Source organism: Streptomyces sp. NPDC001135 (genome assembly GCF_053598395.1).
In genome coordinates, this window is the sequence record NZ_JBSFKD010000038.1 from 38055 (window position 1) to 54103 (window position 16049).

Here is a 16049-nt window from a genome sequence, read left to right on the forward strand (position 1 = left end):
ACACGCCGGACTCCTGGAACGGGGGCGTCTCGGGACTCCTGGTTGAATGGAACGACGGCACTGGCAGCGGTGTCATCAGCCTTCAGGACTTCCTCGCGGCAGCCGGTCTGATATTGGCGCCCGACGGCCGGCCTCCCCTCGGTGGGGATATTGGCGCCCGGTGCGTCGGTGAGTTGAGGTCGTGTCAGCGGAGCGCTGCCGTGTGCCTCGGAGGCGACGGCTGCGACCGCGACCGCACCGCGCTGACGCCTGGTGGTCGATCCGGCGGTCCTCGCAGCGGCCATCGCGCACTCGCGACGCTGCCGCAGCCCCCCCCGGCGAGTACCTGGGCCCGGGTCGGTGAGCGGGCCCGCGGCGAGTAGCTTCGCGGGCAGGCTACGGGTCAGCCAGTCGGGGCTGCGGGTCAGCCAGTCGGCATTGTCGCCGGCGTCGGCGGGTGCCGAACAGCCTGGCGCAGCGCCTCCTCCCTCTCCATGCCGGTTGAGACGCTTGGCCTTGGCGTACTGGGTCACAGCGGTCTGTATCGCGGCGGTCTCTCGCGCCATGCAAGGCGCTGGTGGCTGTCCTCCTCGAGGTCATCGAGGTGCTGCAGCCGAGCGTGGTAGAACTCGGCCGCACTCGTGCCGGGGACTGGACCGGCGCCATCTCAACTGCGGGAGCAGCGGGCGGGCTTTCCCCGAAGGTCTCATTGCTCAGACAAGCGGCGTCGCCGGATTGTGGGCGCCGAGCGCGTGACCGAGCGACACAAGCCCCCAGGCACAACGCCTGCCCGCGCACGTCGAATGCCACAGGGCTCCAACGCTGTGATCACCGATCACCGATCACCGCGGTCCCATGCGGTCCAGCAACCGAACGCCGCCTGCGTCCGTCCTGCAGATCGACGGCGGCGTGGCCGAGGCGCCAGGCCTCTCACCCCCTCCCCCGTCCCAGTATCTTCCGGAAGGTGGAACCACATGACCTCCAAAAGGCGGCTCCTGACCCTCTCGGTGGCCACAGCCCTGGGCTTGACCGGGCTCAGTGGACCGGTGACCGCGACGGCTAGCCCCCAAGGCGCGACGGCACTCACCTGGGGCGCCTGTCCAGCCCGGTCACAGGCACCGCGCGGCACCTACTGCAGCACGATCAAGGTTCCGCTGGACTACGCGAAGCCGACCGGACGTCAGATCACCCTCACCTTGTCGATGGCGGGCAGCCGGGACGCCGAGCGGACCCTGGTGGTCAACCCAGGCGGCCCCGGACAGTCGGGCATCGAGGCCGCGCAGCCGGTGTGGGCCGCGATGCCTCCCGAGGTCTCGGCGAAGTACAGCGTTGTCAGTTTCGATCCCAGGGGAGTCGGCGAGAGTTCACCGGTCTCCTGCGGCGACGCCGGCAAGCTCATCAAACACCCGGCTCCGGACTACACACCGGCTGACACCAACGCCGAGCACGCACGGGTGGCAATCGCCCAGGGCGTCGCTGAACGGTGCGCCACCGCGTCCGGCGCGCTGCTGAACTCGATCTCCACCGCGAACGCCGCGCGCGACATGGACCGCGTCCGGGCAGCGCTTGGCCGGTCCAAGCTGGACTACCTGGGCTACTCCTACGGCAGCAGGCTGGGGGCAACATATGCCACGCTGTTCCCCTCCCGCACCGGCCGGATGATCCTCGACAGCGTGGTGGACCCCGGCGTCACCGAATACGCCGCCACGTACGAGCAGAACCCGGCACTCGAACAGCGCACCCGCCAGTTCTTCGCCTGGGCCGCCCGCAACGACCGCACCTACCATCTGGGCACCACCGAGGCCAAGGTGTCGTCCACCTGGACGGCGGTCCGGGCCAAGTTGCGTACCGCCCCCGCGAGCGGGCAGGCGGGCGCGACGGAACTGGACGACCTGCTGGCGTCGGCCCTCTACACCGACCTGTCCTGGCCGGACCTGGCGAGCATGGTCGCGGACTACCGCAAGGGCGACCCCTCGTCTCTGGTCGGCGCCTCCAAGCAACTGGCGGCCGGTGCCGTCAACCCCGCCCAACTCGCCTACAACTGCGTGGACGACCCCTGGCCGCGGAACTGGAAGACCTGGCACGATGACACCGCTGCTGCGGCGAAGAAGGCACCTCTGTTCGCCTGGATGTACACCTGGATCACCGCGCCCTGCGCCTTCTGGAAGGCGCCCACCGCCACACCGGTGAAGATCGGATCGGTGAAGGTCCCACCGGTGCTGCTGCTCCAGTCCCACGACGACCCTGCGACACCGCTCATCGGCGCGCAGCGGATGCGCCGGGCACTTTCCGGCTCCCGCCTGGTGGTCGCAGGCGGCGGCAACCACGGCCAGTACCTGTTCGACGCCAACGCCTGCATGGACGGATACGGAAACCGATACCTGCTCACCGGGAAGCTCCCCGCGGCGGACGCCACCTGCAAGGGCACTCCCCCGCCGGCCCCCTGACGACGCGTTCCCCAGGGGGTACGGGGACCAGACTCGGTGACCTGCGAGTTCCTGAACGCACGTCACGGTAATTGAGCACTCTTACGAAGTCCGACCGGCCCTGGTGCATCGACCCATCGCCTTGTGAGGCCGGGACTCAGCTCCTCCGCAGCCAGCTGACCAGGGCCACGGCGGGTTCGCGGTGTGCCCAGGAAGGCGTAGCCGCGCTTGTCGTAGCGAGGGGCCACGGCACGGGACTGCTTGCGCTTGTTGGCTGACCTCGGTGACCGTGATGCCTTCGTGGTACAGGTAGCGACTCAGGGCAGCTCCGTAGGAGCCGAACCGACTCCCGGACCTTAACGGCGACTGCCGGACTCATCGGTCTTCAGGGGCCTCGTCGCTTGGCTGCCAGGCCGATCCGGCGTGGTCGGCCAGGACGCGGGCGACATGCTTCGGCTCGGCGGCTATCCCGTCTTCGCCCAGGTCGACGACCCGCAGTCCCCCGGAGTACGGCGTGAACCAGGGCTGCCAGCGCCATTTACGCGGGGGCGCCGCCCCGTTCCTCAACCACACCACAACCGCGTGGGTGTGTCCCCTGCCCTTGGGGACGCGGACCACCGAGACCTGGCTGATGTCGGCCCAGGGCAGGCGCGTCCGACGCCGCCTGCCGGCGAGCTCCACGCCGTGGGCATCGATGGACAACTCCAAGTGCATGTGCAGACGTTCAAAGACGCCGGCCAGGGGAGTCATGGCAAGGAGCAGCAGTGGCAGGACGACATAGCCTGCCCACAGGTCAGCGGCAGCGGCTACCAGCTCCAGATACAACCACGTCGTCATCACGATTGCGACGAGCCCGAAGACGCAACCCACTGGCCCGACCGGACGACCCGTGAACCGTGCCTCCTCTTCCGCCGACGACGCCTCTTCGACCAGAGATCCCTCGTCGACCCGCCCCCGCCATCGCCCACCGGCCCACCGTCGCAGGACGGTGTCGAGTTCGTCCGGGGTGACCGCGTACGTGGTGGTGTCAAGCCGCAGCGCCCGCAGACGGGTGTCATAAGGGACCGGTGACATGCCCTCTGGCCGTGGTGCACGGAGCAGTAGGTGCACGCCTCCGTTCCTGCGCCGGCCCGGCGTGTCGACCATGGCGGCGTCGCTGATCTCCAGCCAGGGGATCATCCGACTGGATCCACCGCTCCGGACGAGCACTCCGTGGGCATCCACAACGAGTTCGTGCGGGAAGAACATGCCCGCCATTGAGCGCAGTGCGAGCGCCATGTACGGAACGAGCCACAAGAGGGCAGCGATCCGGGCAAAGACTGTGGGCGGTTCCACGGCGAGGAACAGACAGCCGGCAGAGCATAGTGCGAGACCACACGTCAACAATGACTGTGCCAGGGTCGCGGAGCGTCGTCGGCGGAAGCGGGCGACGGCCGCCGTGGCCAGCCCATGGGTGCCGTCCCACAGGCCTCCACCGTAGTGGGCTATCGATCGCTCGACAGCCGCGGGTTCGGCCGCCAGCCAGCCCAGACGGCACAGCAGCAGCGCCCCATCACTGCGCCGCGTGCGCGGCCCGTAGCGCGACCGGCGCGGTGGCAGGTATCCCTGGCGGATCCACACGACAACCCAGTCGGGACGGCCCCGATCGTCTCGGGAACGCACTGTCGTGATCCGTTCGACGTCGTGCCAGCGCAGGGTTCCTCTCTCGGCTCCGAACCGGTACGTCAGGCCCTCCGAGTCGACTCGCAACTCGTAGTGGCCGGGGAGCCGGAACAGCAGCGGCAGAACGATGGAGACCAGGGTGTAGCCAAGGAGACCGACGGTGACGAGCGGGACGAGGTACCAGCCAAGGCCCCCGCCGAAGATGTGGGGGTAGGAGCGTTCCGTCTTCTCCGTGAGGACCCATGTACCGAATGCCGCAAGGGCAAGGCCAAGACCCTCGACGAACAGGCGCTTCGGCCAGGCGCGCAGCTTCCGCATGCGGAACGTGACGGCGGCCTCGGTCTCGGGCACGGCTTCTGCCGCCATGGGAGGCACGTTCTCCTGAGGCCGCCGATAGCGCGGGTTGGGTGCCAGAGCGAGTTGAGACACGCTGTCGCTGCCCTGCTGGCGGGGCTTCGGGTCGAGGGTTCGCTCCAGTTCCCGGAACAGATCGCCCAGGGTCACATACGGCCCCGCGTCGTCGATGCCCTGCTCGACCAGGTCCAGTAGCGCACCGGTGAAAAGTGTGCACGGCTCACCGGGACGCGCGATCGAGGGCCGGTTGGCCGACGTCGCGGTCAGGGTGTAGCCCCCTCGGGTATGTGTCTGGGCCAGGGCGACGCTGGTGACGTCGGGCCCCATCGCCTCCACGATGGCCCGGCCGCTGAAGCAGCAGTCCAGGATGAGCACCCGGTTGCGGGCACCACTCACCGCCATGGCTTCCCGTAACTCGGAGAATCGTACGGCCGTGTACAGCGGATCGTCCGAGTCGCTGTGCGTCAGTGCCAGGAAGAGCTCGCCGGAGTCGGGGCTGAGCAGGCCATGGCCCGCGAAGTACACAAGAAGCAGGTCCTCGGCCTCCCTGGCCGCCTGCCTCACCGCCTGGCACACCTCACGATCGTCACGGCGGTCCAGCAGCGTCCGGCAGTTGTCGGTCGAGAGCCTCGTCGCCGTGGTGAGCAGGCGACCGAGCCGCATCACGTTACCCGTCACGCCGGGCAGTTCGCCGAGAGCCGAGCTGGCGGCGTAGGACCGGGTACCGATCAGGACGGCCCGCGACCGCCCCGGGTCCGGGAGTGCCATACGTCAATCCACTGCGCCTGGCTGATCGAGCGTCTTGTGGATCAGCGATTCGACGTCCCGGATGTTGCTTGCCTTGATGCGCACGGAATCGCCGGCCTGTCGGGATATCTCAATCTCCACATCGGATCGCTGCTGGCGCAGCCAGATGGGCAGCGACCGGGCCAGCACACCCACCACACCGGATCCGGTGGCCACCACCAGCCCCTCCAGGACGCCTCCACCCATGTGCCCGGGATCCGGCGCCGCCCGAACCGTTCTGACCTTTCCGCGCAGCTCGGGCTCGTCCAAGAGCCATGCATGCAACCGTTCGGCCAAGGCCATGCCGTCCGCGCCGGTCGTCCGCAGGATGATCGAACCATCCACTGCTCTTCCCCCTGTGCGGTGTCGACGTAGGCCAACAGTCTGTCAGGCGCCACTCACGTGTGCCACGGCCTCAGGAAAGCTGCCCCGCTCGCACGCGATCGACGTCGAGGACGACGGCTCCCTGCAGAGCGAGCAGGCGTTGACTGTGCATACCAGCGCTGTGCTGCTGGCCTTCGGGGCGGATCCGCAGCTCGCCGATCCCGACGGTCGCATCCCCATGGACATGGCCCATCTCTACGGCCACGACCTGGCGGTGAAGCTTCGGCAAGCTCACATCCGCGGGCGATCCGCCGGTAAAGATGAGGGTGCAGGCGATGCTTGTGAAGGCGAGGAAGTGCTCGGCCTGCGCTCGTAGCGACGGTGGAAACGGCGGCTGCCGGCCAGCCAGGACATGGCGCGTTCGCTGGTCCAACGGTGGCGCCCCAGACACTGTGAGGTCTCAACTCCTGTGCGGGCGATGCGGTGTCGGATACCTCGGATGCATAACCATTGCTGCAGGTGGGTGGGCCTAGTTGCAGCCCTTGTCGGCGTGGAGCTTGCCGGGCTTGTGACGGCGGGGGCCTCGGCGGGACCGGACCGGCGGGATGCCCTTCGCGAGGGGGATCAGGGCCTGGATGTCGTGGACGTTGGCCCCTGAGATGCCGACGGACAGGGGCAGACCGGTCCGCTCGGTGATCAGATGGATCTTTGAGCCGTACTTGCCCCTGTCACCAGGGTTCGGACCTGTCAGCTCCCCTTTTCAGGGCTTGCGTGTTCACCGAGTCGATCGCGCATCGAGACCCGTCCAGGTCACCGCGTGAGCCGAGTTCGTCTAGGACCAGGCGGTGGAGCTCGGCCCACACCCTGGCCTCCGTCCACTCCGTGACACGGCCTACCGGTTGCAGCCAGCTCCCAGCGGTGCAGTCGCGTGGTGCCCGTCCCGCGTGTCGCCGGTTGGTCGGCTGCCGACATGCCGGCGCTGAGCCGCCGCGCGGACTGCTCAGAGAAAAACCGGAGCGTGGAACGATCAGGGTGCGCGAGACTTCCCCGATGACCACAGACTCCTACGTGCGCCAGGCCCGCGTCGCTGACGCTCCCGCCCTAGCCCGACTTCGCTGGGCTTTCAAGCACGGCTCGGCCCATGGGGCAGGCCGAGCAGTGGATCCGGGAGCGGCTCGACGGCGGACGTTGACTGGCCTGGGTGGGCACACCTCAAACGCAGCCTGGCCAACCTCGCCGTCATCGCGCTCGACCGCCTGGAAACGCTCGTCCGCAACCGCCGGGATCGCCGAGACAAGCCCGAAACGGGCCACGGGATGATCCTGAAGTCGTGGTGGGTCGGGGCCGAGTAGGAACGGAACAGAGAACCGGTTTCGCTGTCGGAATTTTTGACGGTGGTCAGTGCGGCGGGGTCTCCAACGGGGGACATGTGGCAGCCCGCCTGGAGGGGCGGCGGCCGGTTGAAGTTTGATCAGTGCTCGGCAAGCCGGTTGGGCCGGAGCAGTAGCAGGGCGATGTCGTCGGTGTGTTGACTGGCTTGTCGAGTGCGATGGACGAGGTTGTCCACGAGTTGGTGCAGGGGAAGGCCGCTCCACTCGCCGAGGCGGTCTGCAAGGTCGGCGATCGTCTGGGCGATGTCGATGCCGGGGAGCTCCACGAGGCCGTCGGTGTAGAGGGCCAGGAGCGCCCCCGGGGCCAGCGGCAGCGTGGTGAGCGGATAGGAGTGAGTGCCGAGACCGACGCCGAGAGGCGGGCCGGGATGGATGGCCACGGTATGGGCCTGGTTGTCGGGGTGTTGGAGGAGCGGGGGCGGATGTCCTGCGCTGGCGAGGGTTACCTGGTGCCGCTCGAGGTCGAGGTGGGCGTAGAGACAGGAGACGAAGCGGCTGGCGTTCAGGTCGGCGAGGTCGCGGTCGGTGCGGGTGAGGACCTGGTCGGGCGCGGCTCCGGCCGTGGCGTGGGAGTGGACGGCCATGCGGACCAGGCCCATGAGGGCAGCTGCTGACATGTCATGGCCTTGCACGTCTCCGATGACGGCCGCGACGGTCGTATCGGTGAGGCGGATGAGGTCGTAGAAGTCGCCGCCGAGGTTGACGCCGTGGCTGGCGGGGAGGTAGCGGGCGGCCACATCCAGTCCGGTCACCGTGGGCAGGGCGTGGGGCAGGAGGGTCTGCTGCAGGGCGTGAGCGAGGCCGTGCTTGGCATCGTAGAGGCGGGCGCGGTCCAGGGCCTGGGCTATGAGACCGGCGAGCGGCGTGAGGATGGAACGCTCGGCTGCGGTGAACGGGTGGGGGGCGTTGTAGGCGAGCAGGAGACCGCCGATCGGGCGTCCGGAACTGAGCAGCGGCAGGAAGGCCCATGCCTGTTTGTCGCTGAGTTGCGGCGCCTTGGGGTACAGACGGACAAGCTCTTCCCGGCTGGCGAAGAACAAGGACAAGCCGGTTGCCATCGCGCGGCCGGCGGGGGTCAGATCGGCATCTGCGGGCAGGCCGTCCAACCGCTCGATGACGTCAGGCTCGTACCCGCGGTAACCGATGATCCGGATACGGTCTGGATCTGCGGCGGACATGATCATTCCGTGGGCGCCGAAGGCAGGCAGGACCTGGTCGGCGACCAGGTCGACGACGTCCTGAACGCCGATGGCCTCGGTCAGCGCGGCCGCCAGAACCATCAGAACGTGGATTCGGCTCTCAGGCGAGGCCGCGGCCCTGGTGCAGGGCTGCAGGCCGAGCGGCCTCGACGAGCGGTGCGTGACCAGGATGCTCGTGCCGCTGTCGTCCGCGTGGAGGCGGAGGTCCAGCCACTGGTCCGGCGGGCGTAGGACGGTGAGCGAGACATTCTCGCGACTGCTCAGGGCAGTGCGGTACGCGTCCATGTACGTGATGTTGTCGAGCCAGGGGAGCGACTGCGACGGCTGGGTGCCCATCAGCTGCTCCACGGGTTTGCCGAGCAGCCCGGCGGCGGCGGTGTTCACGTAGGTGATGTGCCCCGCGAGGTCGAGGGCGAGGGCGCCGAGGGGGAGGCGTTCGACTAGGCGGGCCGCCGACGAAGCGGACTGTGGCGGTGGTTCTTCGGTACGGGGAGGGACGAAACGGGGCCGCTCCGGAATGACCGGAGGGCGGACGGTCGCGTTCAGCACGCGCGCGATGTGCCGGGCACTGAAGGCGATGCGTCCGCGCTCACTGCGGCTGAGAACAGGCGTACGAGCGGGAGGCCATGCGAGCAGCAGGGCTCCCCGGCAGTGTCGGACTTGTCTGAACGGGGCGACCGCGAACGCGAGTGGATAAGGGAGGTTCGCCGCGGCACGCGGGTAGAGGCGCGCCAGCTCTTCCAGGGAACCCACCCAGACGAGCTGCTCGTTGCGTATGGAATCCTGCATCGGACCGGGCACGGCGAAGGCGGCCCGCCACCACGGTGCGAAGGCGTCGACCGGCACACCGCACAGAGCGACCAGGCCCATCACCGATTCGTCCGGGTCCACCAGGTAGACGCCCCCGAACCTGGCACTCGTACGGCGCACAGCCGCCGCCAAGGCCACACCGAGCGGATCAACTGCATCTGGCCGCTCACCAGAGTCGGTCATTCGGCGCAGTACCTCATGCTCATGCTCAGCACGCTAAGCCCGCACGGCGGTCAGCGCATGTGGATCAGCCGCACCACGTCCTGACCTCACGCCCGACGCCGTCCGCCACCGTTCAGGGTCAATCACAGGTCGCGCCTTCCCTGGCCCGTGCCGTCGTCCCGCCGGTCACGGTCGCCCGGGTGTGGCAGTCTCCGCTGACCGGTACGTCACAGGCGCCACCTCGCGTGCTCAGTTGCACGGCCGCCGCCGCAGTGGCTGTGCCGACCCGGTCCACAGGCCCACGTGAGGCAGTCGATGTCGGTGAACTCCACCGCCAGGCCGCCCGCGGCGGCCGCGGTCACGGAAGTACACCTACTCCGGGCCCTCGGCTGTGATCGCGCGCAGCTGCTGCTCACCGGCGCCCGCGCCGGGGGCGTCGCACAGGCGCTGGGCGTAGGCGGGGACAGGTGGGCGGTCAGGCAGCGCAGCCGGCCGCGGTCGGTGAAGCCGGGCGCAGCGGTGAAGCCGAAGCGGGCGCGGGTCTCGATGGTGATCCTGGTGCGGGTGGCGGCCGCGCGGATGCGGGGCCGCGCGGATGCGGGGCCGCCAGTGACCGGCGACGGCGTCGGGCAGGCGCTGGGCGAGGTCGGGGGCGCGGCCGGCGGGTCCGGGCAGCTCGGCCGCCGCGCGGGAGGTCTTGAGCTGCCTGACCAGGTGGCGCATCTGCGCGCCCGCGGACTTCGGGACCGGCCGGGTGACACTTCCTGCCCGGCGCGGTCCAGGCTGTCTTGCACAAGACCACGCGCGGGTTGTCCTTCCATGCCGGATCGCGCACAGCCGTGACCAGCACGCTTCCCGAGACGCCGGTCGCCAGCCGCTTAAGACATCGGGGACTTGATCACCGGCGCGCCCTGGGAAGCAACAGTGGGCGGCGGCTCGTCGACCGGTCCCGACGGGGCGTATGCCAGAGCACGGAGTACTCCTTGCTCTTGCCCCGCGCTCTCTCCATCTGAGTGAACCGTGAGGCCGTCGGCGTTTCGACGTGGAAGGGCTGTAGCGCCGGAGGCGAACGCCTCCGGCGAGGCGAACCTTGGCCGAAGGGCTGCCGATGCCCGTGCGGCCGGCCAGCCGATGCCCGGCCCGAGCCAGGAGGATGCTGCTGTGGCTGTACCCGTAAAGATCGATCACCGTTCCACCGACCACAGCCTCAAGCGCGCCTACTGGCTCGCGCTGGCCTCGGACCTGGCATACAAGGACGAGGCCACCATCGAGGCGCAGTCCAGGCAGTGGGGGTTCGACACCGTCCGGCACCATGAAACGCGGTTCACCCCGCCGTTCCCGCTGCAGGACACACAGGCCTACACCATGGCCAGCGACGACATGATCGTCACCGCGTTCCGCGGAACAGAACCGCAGCAGATCAAGGACTGGCTCTCCGATGCCACGACCCCGCCGCGGACCGGCCCGGCCGGAACCGGCTACGTCCACGACGGTTTCGGCGAAGCGCTCGAGTCGATCTGGCCCGACGTGAAGAACACCCACGCCGAGCTGCGCACCAACGGGCAGACCGTCTGGTTCACCGGGCACAGCCTGGGCGGGGCCCTCGCCATGCTCGCCGGCGCCCGCATGTACCTGGAGGACCCGCGTCTGGCCGCGGACGGCGTCTACACCTACGGCCAGCCCCGTACCTGCGACAGCGCGCTGGCAAAGGCCTACAACAAGGGCTTCAAGGGCCGGATGTACCGGTTCGTCAACAACAACGACATCGTCCCCCAGATGCCGCCCGCGCCTCCCTACACCCACGTCGATGCGCTGCGCTACATCGACTCCCACGGCAAGGTCCGCGAAGCGATGCCGCTGATCGGCGGCCTCACCGACCACGCCGCCGGTATGCTCGCCGACCCCCTGGCACCCGCCAGCGACGGCGTCCGCGACCACTTCATGCACAGCTACCTGACCGCGCTGGAGAAGAACCTCACCTGACCCCGGCATAGCAGGTGCCAGCGCTGCCCCGGGCAACGGTGAGCCTTCTCCATCTTTACTCTGAGCTGGTCAGATGCAGGGTGAGGACTGCCTCAACGAGGCTCGTGATACGGGTGGTCGAGCAGCGGAGCTTGCGGAGGAGTCGCCATGACTTGAGGGTGGCGATGGCCTGCTCGACCTACCGGCGGACCGCCGAGATCAGTCCGCCGGGCCCCTCCTCGCGCTGCGGCGGGATGTTGATCGGGCGGCCGTAGGCCGCAGCGCGCTCGCGCAGGGTGTGGCAGTCGGCTTCCCAGCCGTGCCCGGCCAGCCAGCCCACCGGGTCGTCGGGCATCTCCGAGACCCACATGGACACCGCCGATCCCGGCACGGCGTCCGCGCCGAAGCGCTCGATCACGCCGCGCGAGCCCAGCGTCAGCCCCATCCGACTGCCTGCCGCCGACTGCGCGCTGATCCGGGCCAACAGCAGCTCCACCGCATCCTCGGGCAGATAGATCAGCAGTCCTTCGGCGATCCACACCGTCGGCACCGCTGGATCGTGTCCTGCGGCGGCCAGCGCGCCTGGCCAGTCCTCACGCAGATCCACCGCGACGGTGATCCGCTCGCAGCGTGCGACGGCCCGTTCCTGGCGCAGCACCGAAGCCTTGAAATCCAGTGGCGCGGCGGTGTCGACCTCGAACAGCCGGGTTCCCTCAGGCCAGTCCATCCGGAAGGCCCGGCTGTCCATGCCGGCGCCGAGCAGCACGACCTGCCGGATCCCGGACGCGGTGGCCTGCTGCAACAGGTCGTCGAGGAATTTCGTCCTGATGACGATGGAGAACGCCACGCCCAGCCGACGGCGTCGCGCAGCCTCGTCACCGGGCAGCGGCGGCGAGGAGGGCCCCAGGCCGCCGGCGGTGGCGAAGGCCTGTGCCAGTGGGTCGCGGAACAGCGCGTTCTCCCGCTCCGTCTCCAGCGCCCGCACCCTGGCCACCCCCACCGCAGTGGCCCACACTCCCGACGGCTGCACCCGCTCCCGCTCATCAGTCACCGCGCCAGCCTAGACGATCGATTCCAAGGGGCCGATGAATGCAGCCATGTTCACGCGCGGCCGGCCGGTCATACGCGCACCGACCACCCACGACCACTAAACCCCTCTGGAATCGATCACCTAGGTCCGACAGATCCGACGCACCATCGATCATGTCGCCTCAACGAGTCGTCCACCAGCTCGGTGTCGCGCGCCCTGCCGGGCTGTCGGCGGCTGCCGCCTCCTGGGGAGTCCGAGTGAACACCGGCGGTGTCCCAGCGACTTGTCCGACGCCCGATGGGCCTTGGTCGAACCGCTGTTGACGAGCTGGTGGGACGAGAAGGCCCGCTACGGACTCAACATCGGCACACCACCTCAGCACAACCTGCGCGACCTGCCTCGACGCCATCTTCTACGTGACCCGCGCCGACATCCTTGGCGCTACCTCCCGCACGACCAGCCCCACGGGTACGTCGTCTACGGCGAGTTCGGAAAGTGGGAACGCTACGGCATCTTCGAGCAGCTCAACGCCCTGCTGCGGCGCCGCGTCCGCGAGGACGAGGGGCGCAGCCCGGAGTCGACCGGCTAAAGATCGTCAGCCACCAGCGCAGCATCGTCATCGACACGACCGGCCCGGCCTCCGCAAGGGCTGGGCCGACCGCGGCTACCGCGAATACGTCGTCGACCACGCCGCCCGCCTCGGCATCGACCTCGAAGTCGTCCGCCATACCCCTGGCCCCACGGCTTCACCGCCCTTCCCCGCAAGTGGGTGATCGAACGCACCCTGGCCGACTCATGTACTGGGGGTGGGGCAGACATGCTCGACCGGTGCGGCACAATCACGGTCAACTGGGCGGGCAATGGTGAGGGTGGGAACGTGGGGCGTTTTGGCTCGCGAAGCCGGCGTAGGGGCATACCGAACGAGCCGGCGCTACGGGCTGCGGCTGCCGAGAATCCCGGTGGCAGCGTCGCTGAGATCGACCCGACGTACATCGACGACCCGAACGGCTACGTACCTCCCGAGGCGATCCGCGGCGCGTGGTTGGTGGACAGCAGCGGGAAACTGACAGGGGAGTACCAGGAGAACCCCCGTCACGGGGTGCCGCAGGACGACTTCAGCAAGCTCACTGATCCTGATCACTGGCTTGGCTGGCTCGGCGATGATCCCGCGACCGCCGTCCGCAGGGGCATCGAAGAGTCCTTGCGCGCCCAGGTGGCAGACGCAGTGGTCGAGTGGGTGAAGATCCTTGAAACGCCCCGGTTTCTCACGGGCGGGCGCCGACATTCTGAGGACGAACAGCTCATGTTGGTCACCCGCGCGGCACTCGCCGCGCCCTTCGCGCTGTCCGTGCGCACAACGCAGCACGGGCGTTCCGTCCTCCTGGGGGTGTTCTCCTGGGCGGCGGTGAACCTCTCATCGCCCGAAGTCCGCAAGGATCGGCACTGGTTCGACCTGGGCGTCGGGCTGGACTGGGCCGGTGAACAACTTCAAGGACGGATCTACGAGATTGACGGTGAGGACGGCACCGCCGCGCCGTAGAGCGGCGATGCCACTGCGTACCGGCGGTCAGAGCGGATAGGTGACGCCGTAGGCGCCCGTGAGGGGGAGGAGCCGTCCGAACCCTCAACTGGCGGGCGAATCCGGCCCCCGGTTCACCGCGCAAACAAGTGGGGAACGCGACCGTGCTCTCCCCTACCGGTCAGCAGCGGCCCGCGCTGATAGCCGATCTCGTCAGCCTGCACTGGAGCCTGCCGCCCCAAGACGATCCCATCTGGCCTGTCCTGCCACGGCTCCACAGCCGTGATCGGCTGGATCTGGCAGTGGGCGCAGCCGCTGCCACCCTCGGCGGTGCCGTGGCCGCCTCCCAGTCAGGCGCCGCCCACAGATATGCCTCCGCCGCGAGCAGCCGACCCCCCGGCCGTGGCCAGTGCCGCCACCGCTGCGCCCCGGCACTCCCCCAGCCATACCAGCACCCCCGCGTCGTCTTCCTCCGCGGTACCACTCACGTCCCCGTCGCCGAGCATGCAGCGCGCGGTTACTCCCGCCCCGCCTACACCCGCAACGACAGCGCCCAGCCCACCGTCGACCGTCGACGAATGGGTCGCCACCCGGTGCCCGCGAGGCCGCCGTCCGGCGGCTGGTCAACGACACAGCGTTCTTCTTGATTGCGGCACTGAGTTGCGAGCCTCCGTGCCCAGTGTGACTGTGGGCACGAAGGCATTGCCCACGACTGGCCTGGGAGCGGGCAGCCCCGCAGGCCGTGGCACGACACGTCGATGCACGACTGAACACCGCCATCTGCGGCGCCGGATGATCTGCCAACCAGTGTGGTCCCGGGAGCCTGAGGGAAGCACAGAGAGCGGGCAATTCAATGGCGAACGGACCTACGGACAAGGGTGCCTTCGGCGACAAGCGCGATCGTCGGCCCAATAGCCTCGGCGCGAGCCAACGTACGGAATACACCGGTCGATACGTGATCCTGCTGGACCGAGGTAACCAGGAGAGCGGGCTGAACGCACTGCGTTCCAACGCCGGTATAGCACCCGTCGAACGTGTCCGAGGAACCGAGACGGAGAACGTCGCCGAGCTTCTCGAGCACCCCGACGTATCGGTGCTCTTCGAGGAACTCGGCGTCGTCGTCGTCGAGGTGCGGCCCGAGCAGCGCTACGCGCTGGTGACCACGGCCGAGAGGGAACCCTCGATCATTGCCGCGGAGCCGGAGCGCATGGTGTACGCCCTGCCGATCATCGCCCCGCAGCAGGCGCCGGCCGAGTTCTTCCCTGCTTACCGCAGCGACGAGGAAGTGGTCATGCGCCACAGCATCGCCGAGGTCGCCGCTGCCAACGGCCCGGTTTGGGACGAGCAGGCCTGGACCTGGGGGCTGCAGGCGATCCGGGCCAACTTGTCCAGACTGACCGGACGCGATGTGAGGATTGCCGTCCTCGACACCGGTGTGGACACCGGCCACCCGGACCTGGCGGGGCGCATCGAAGCCGCGGCCTCGTTCGTGCCCGGCCAGGCCGTCCAGGACGGCAACGGCCACGGCACGCACTGCATCGGCACCGTCGCCGGCCCCGCCCACCCCCACCAGGGACCCCGCTACGGCGTGGCCTGCGAGGCCCGGATCCTCGCTGGGAAGGTGCTCAACAACGCCGGCAGCGGCACCGACGGCCAGATCCTGGCCGGCATGGCTTGGGCCATCGCCCAGGGCGCCCGCGTGATCTCCATGTCGCTCGGCGCCCCGGTCCAACCGGGTGAGCTCTTCCCACAGACGTACGAGAAACTGGCCCAGCGCGCCATCGAGCGCGGGACGGTGATCATCTGCGCCGCCGGCAACGACAGCAACCGACCGCAGCACATCGAACCCGTCAGCCGGCCCGCCAACTGCCCCTCCGTCCTCGCGGTGGCCGCCCTCGACAAGGCACTCACGACGACGTTCTTCTCGAACGGTGGCATCAACGGCCAAGGTGGCGAGATCAACATCGCCGCGCCCGGCAGAGACGTGCGCTCGACCGCCCCTGGCGGCGGGTACCAGATCCTGAGCGGCACCAGCACGGCTACGCCGCACGTCGCAGGTGTTCTCGCCCTGCTAGCGCAGGCGAACCCCAACGCCTCCGCGGCCGATCTCATGGCCAGTCTGCTGTCCGGTGCGTTCCTCCTGACGCAGCCCGTCATGGACGTCGGCTCCGGTCTCCTCCAAGCGCCGTGAGCGAGTCGTCCCGCTCCGAACCGGTCGGGGTCATCCTCGCGGTAGACCCCGACCGGTTCGCGGACGTCGTCGAGGCCCTGCGGCAGGCCGGGCTGACGGTCACGGGCGAGCAACCGGTCCTCGGCACGCTCTCCGGCACCGTCGCGGAGGACCGCATCCTGGTCTTGGGGGCCATCGACGGTGTCGAATCCGTCGACCGGGAGCGCGCCGTGCGTCTCCCCCCACCCGACTCCCCGATCCAGTGAGTCGGAGGA

10 protein-coding genes and 4 pseudogenes are annotated in these 16049 nt (G+C 69.0%); 7 read left to right on the plus strand and 7 right to left on the minus strand.

Annotated elements, in window-relative coordinates:
• The first annotated feature begins 953 nt into the window (after positions 1–953).
• On the plus strand, positions 954–2426 hold the full coding sequence (locus ACWC94_RS34640; RefSeq protein WP_450801252.1) for an alpha/beta hydrolase: 1473 nt from the start codon (positions 954–956) through the stop codon (positions 2424–2426).
• Between the two features lie 354 nt (positions 2427–2780).
• On the opposite strand, the gene ACWC94_RS34645 is transcribed toward ACWC94_RS34640, so the two are convergent.
• Positions 2781–5189, minus strand: coding sequence for a caspase, EACC1-associated type (locus ACWC94_RS34645; RefSeq protein ID WP_450801253.1), 2409 nt, complete (start codon positions 5187–5189; stop codon positions 2781–2783).
• Positions 5190–5192: 3 nt separating this feature from the next.
• The gene (locus ACWC94_RS34650; protein WP_450801254.1) at positions 5193–5552 is read right to left on the minus strand and encodes an effector-associated constant component EACC1; all 360 of its coding nucleotides are present in this window, start codon (positions 5550–5552) and stop codon (positions 5193–5195) included.
• An 88-nt stretch (positions 5553–5640) separates the two neighbouring features.
• On the opposite strand from ACWC94_RS34650, the pseudogene ACWC94_RS34655 reads away from it, so the two are divergent.
• Positions 5641–5847 (plus strand): annotated as a pseudogene (locus ACWC94_RS34655) (ankyrin repeat domain-containing protein); the annotation flags it as partial.
• A 3-nt stretch (positions 5848–5850) separates the two neighbouring features.
• On the opposite strand, the pseudogene ACWC94_RS34660 reads toward ACWC94_RS34655, so the two are convergent.
• The 3 genes and pseudogenes from ACWC94_RS34660 to tpg form a co-directional block, all read right to left on the minus strand.
• Positions 5851–6421: pseudogene (locus ACWC94_RS34660) on the minus strand (IS5 family transposase); the annotation flags it as partial.
• 581 nt (positions 6422–7002) lie between these two features.
• Positions 7003–9114, minus strand: a complete 2112-nt coding sequence (locus ACWC94_RS34665; RefSeq protein ID WP_450801255.1) for a SpoIIE family protein phosphatase — start codon at positions 9112–9114, stop codon at positions 7003–7005.
• Positions 9115–9404: 290 nt separating this feature from the next.
• Positions 9405–9914 (minus strand): annotated as a pseudogene (gene tpg, locus ACWC94_RS34670) (telomere-protecting terminal protein Tpg); the annotation flags it as partial.
• Between the two features lie 310 nt (positions 9915–10224).
• On the opposite strand from tpg, the gene ACWC94_RS34675 reads away from it, so the two are divergent.
• Positions 10225–11076, plus strand: coding sequence for a lipase family protein (locus ACWC94_RS34675; protein WP_450801256.1), 852 nt, complete (start codon positions 10225–10227; stop codon positions 11074–11076).
• Positions 11077–11131: 55 nt separating this feature from the next.
• Here ACWC94_RS34675 and ACWC94_RS34680 read toward each other — a convergent pair.
• Together ACWC94_RS34680 and ACWC94_RS34685 are read right to left on the minus strand one after the other, a co-directional pair.
• Positions 11132–11254, minus strand: a pseudogene (locus ACWC94_RS34680) (IS5/IS1182 family transposase); the annotation flags it as partial.
• Positions 11255–12070: a class I SAM-dependent methyltransferase gene (locus ACWC94_RS34685; protein ID WP_450801295.1), complete on the minus strand. Its 816-nt coding sequence runs from the start codon at positions 12068–12070 to the stop codon at positions 11255–11257.
• Between the two features lie 298 nt (positions 12071–12368).
• Here ACWC94_RS34685 and ACWC94_RS34690 point away from each other — a divergent pair, with 298 nt between their 5' ends.
• The 4 genes from ACWC94_RS34690 (at position 12369) to ACWC94_RS34705 (ending at position 16040) form a co-directional block, all read left to right on the plus strand.
• Positions 12369–12674 (plus strand): transposase, encoded by a 306-nt coding sequence (locus ACWC94_RS34690; RefSeq protein ID WP_450801257.1) that lies wholly within the window; start codon positions 12369–12371, stop codon positions 12672–12674.
• A gap of 180 nt (positions 12675–12854) precedes the next feature.
• Complete coding sequence (locus ACWC94_RS34695) at positions 12855–13625, plus strand: hypothetical protein (RefSeq protein ID WP_450801258.1); 771 nt, start codon at positions 12855–12857, stop codon at positions 13623–13625.
• Between the two features lie 832 nt (positions 13626–14457).
• The gene (locus ACWC94_RS34700; protein WP_450801259.1) at positions 14458–15795 is read left to right on the plus strand and encodes a S8 family peptidase; all 1338 of its coding nucleotides are present in this window, start codon (positions 14458–14460) and stop codon (positions 15793–15795) included.
• Positions 15792–16040 carry a hypothetical protein gene (locus tag ACWC94_RS34705; protein ID WP_450801260.1) on the plus strand — a complete coding sequence of 83 codons (249 nt, stop codon included), beginning with the start codon at positions 15792–15794 and terminating at the stop codon, positions 16038–16040. The genes ACWC94_RS34700 and ACWC94_RS34705 overlap by 4 nt, the downstream gene beginning before the upstream one ends.
• The last annotated feature ends 9 nt before the right edge of the window (positions 16041–16049 follow it).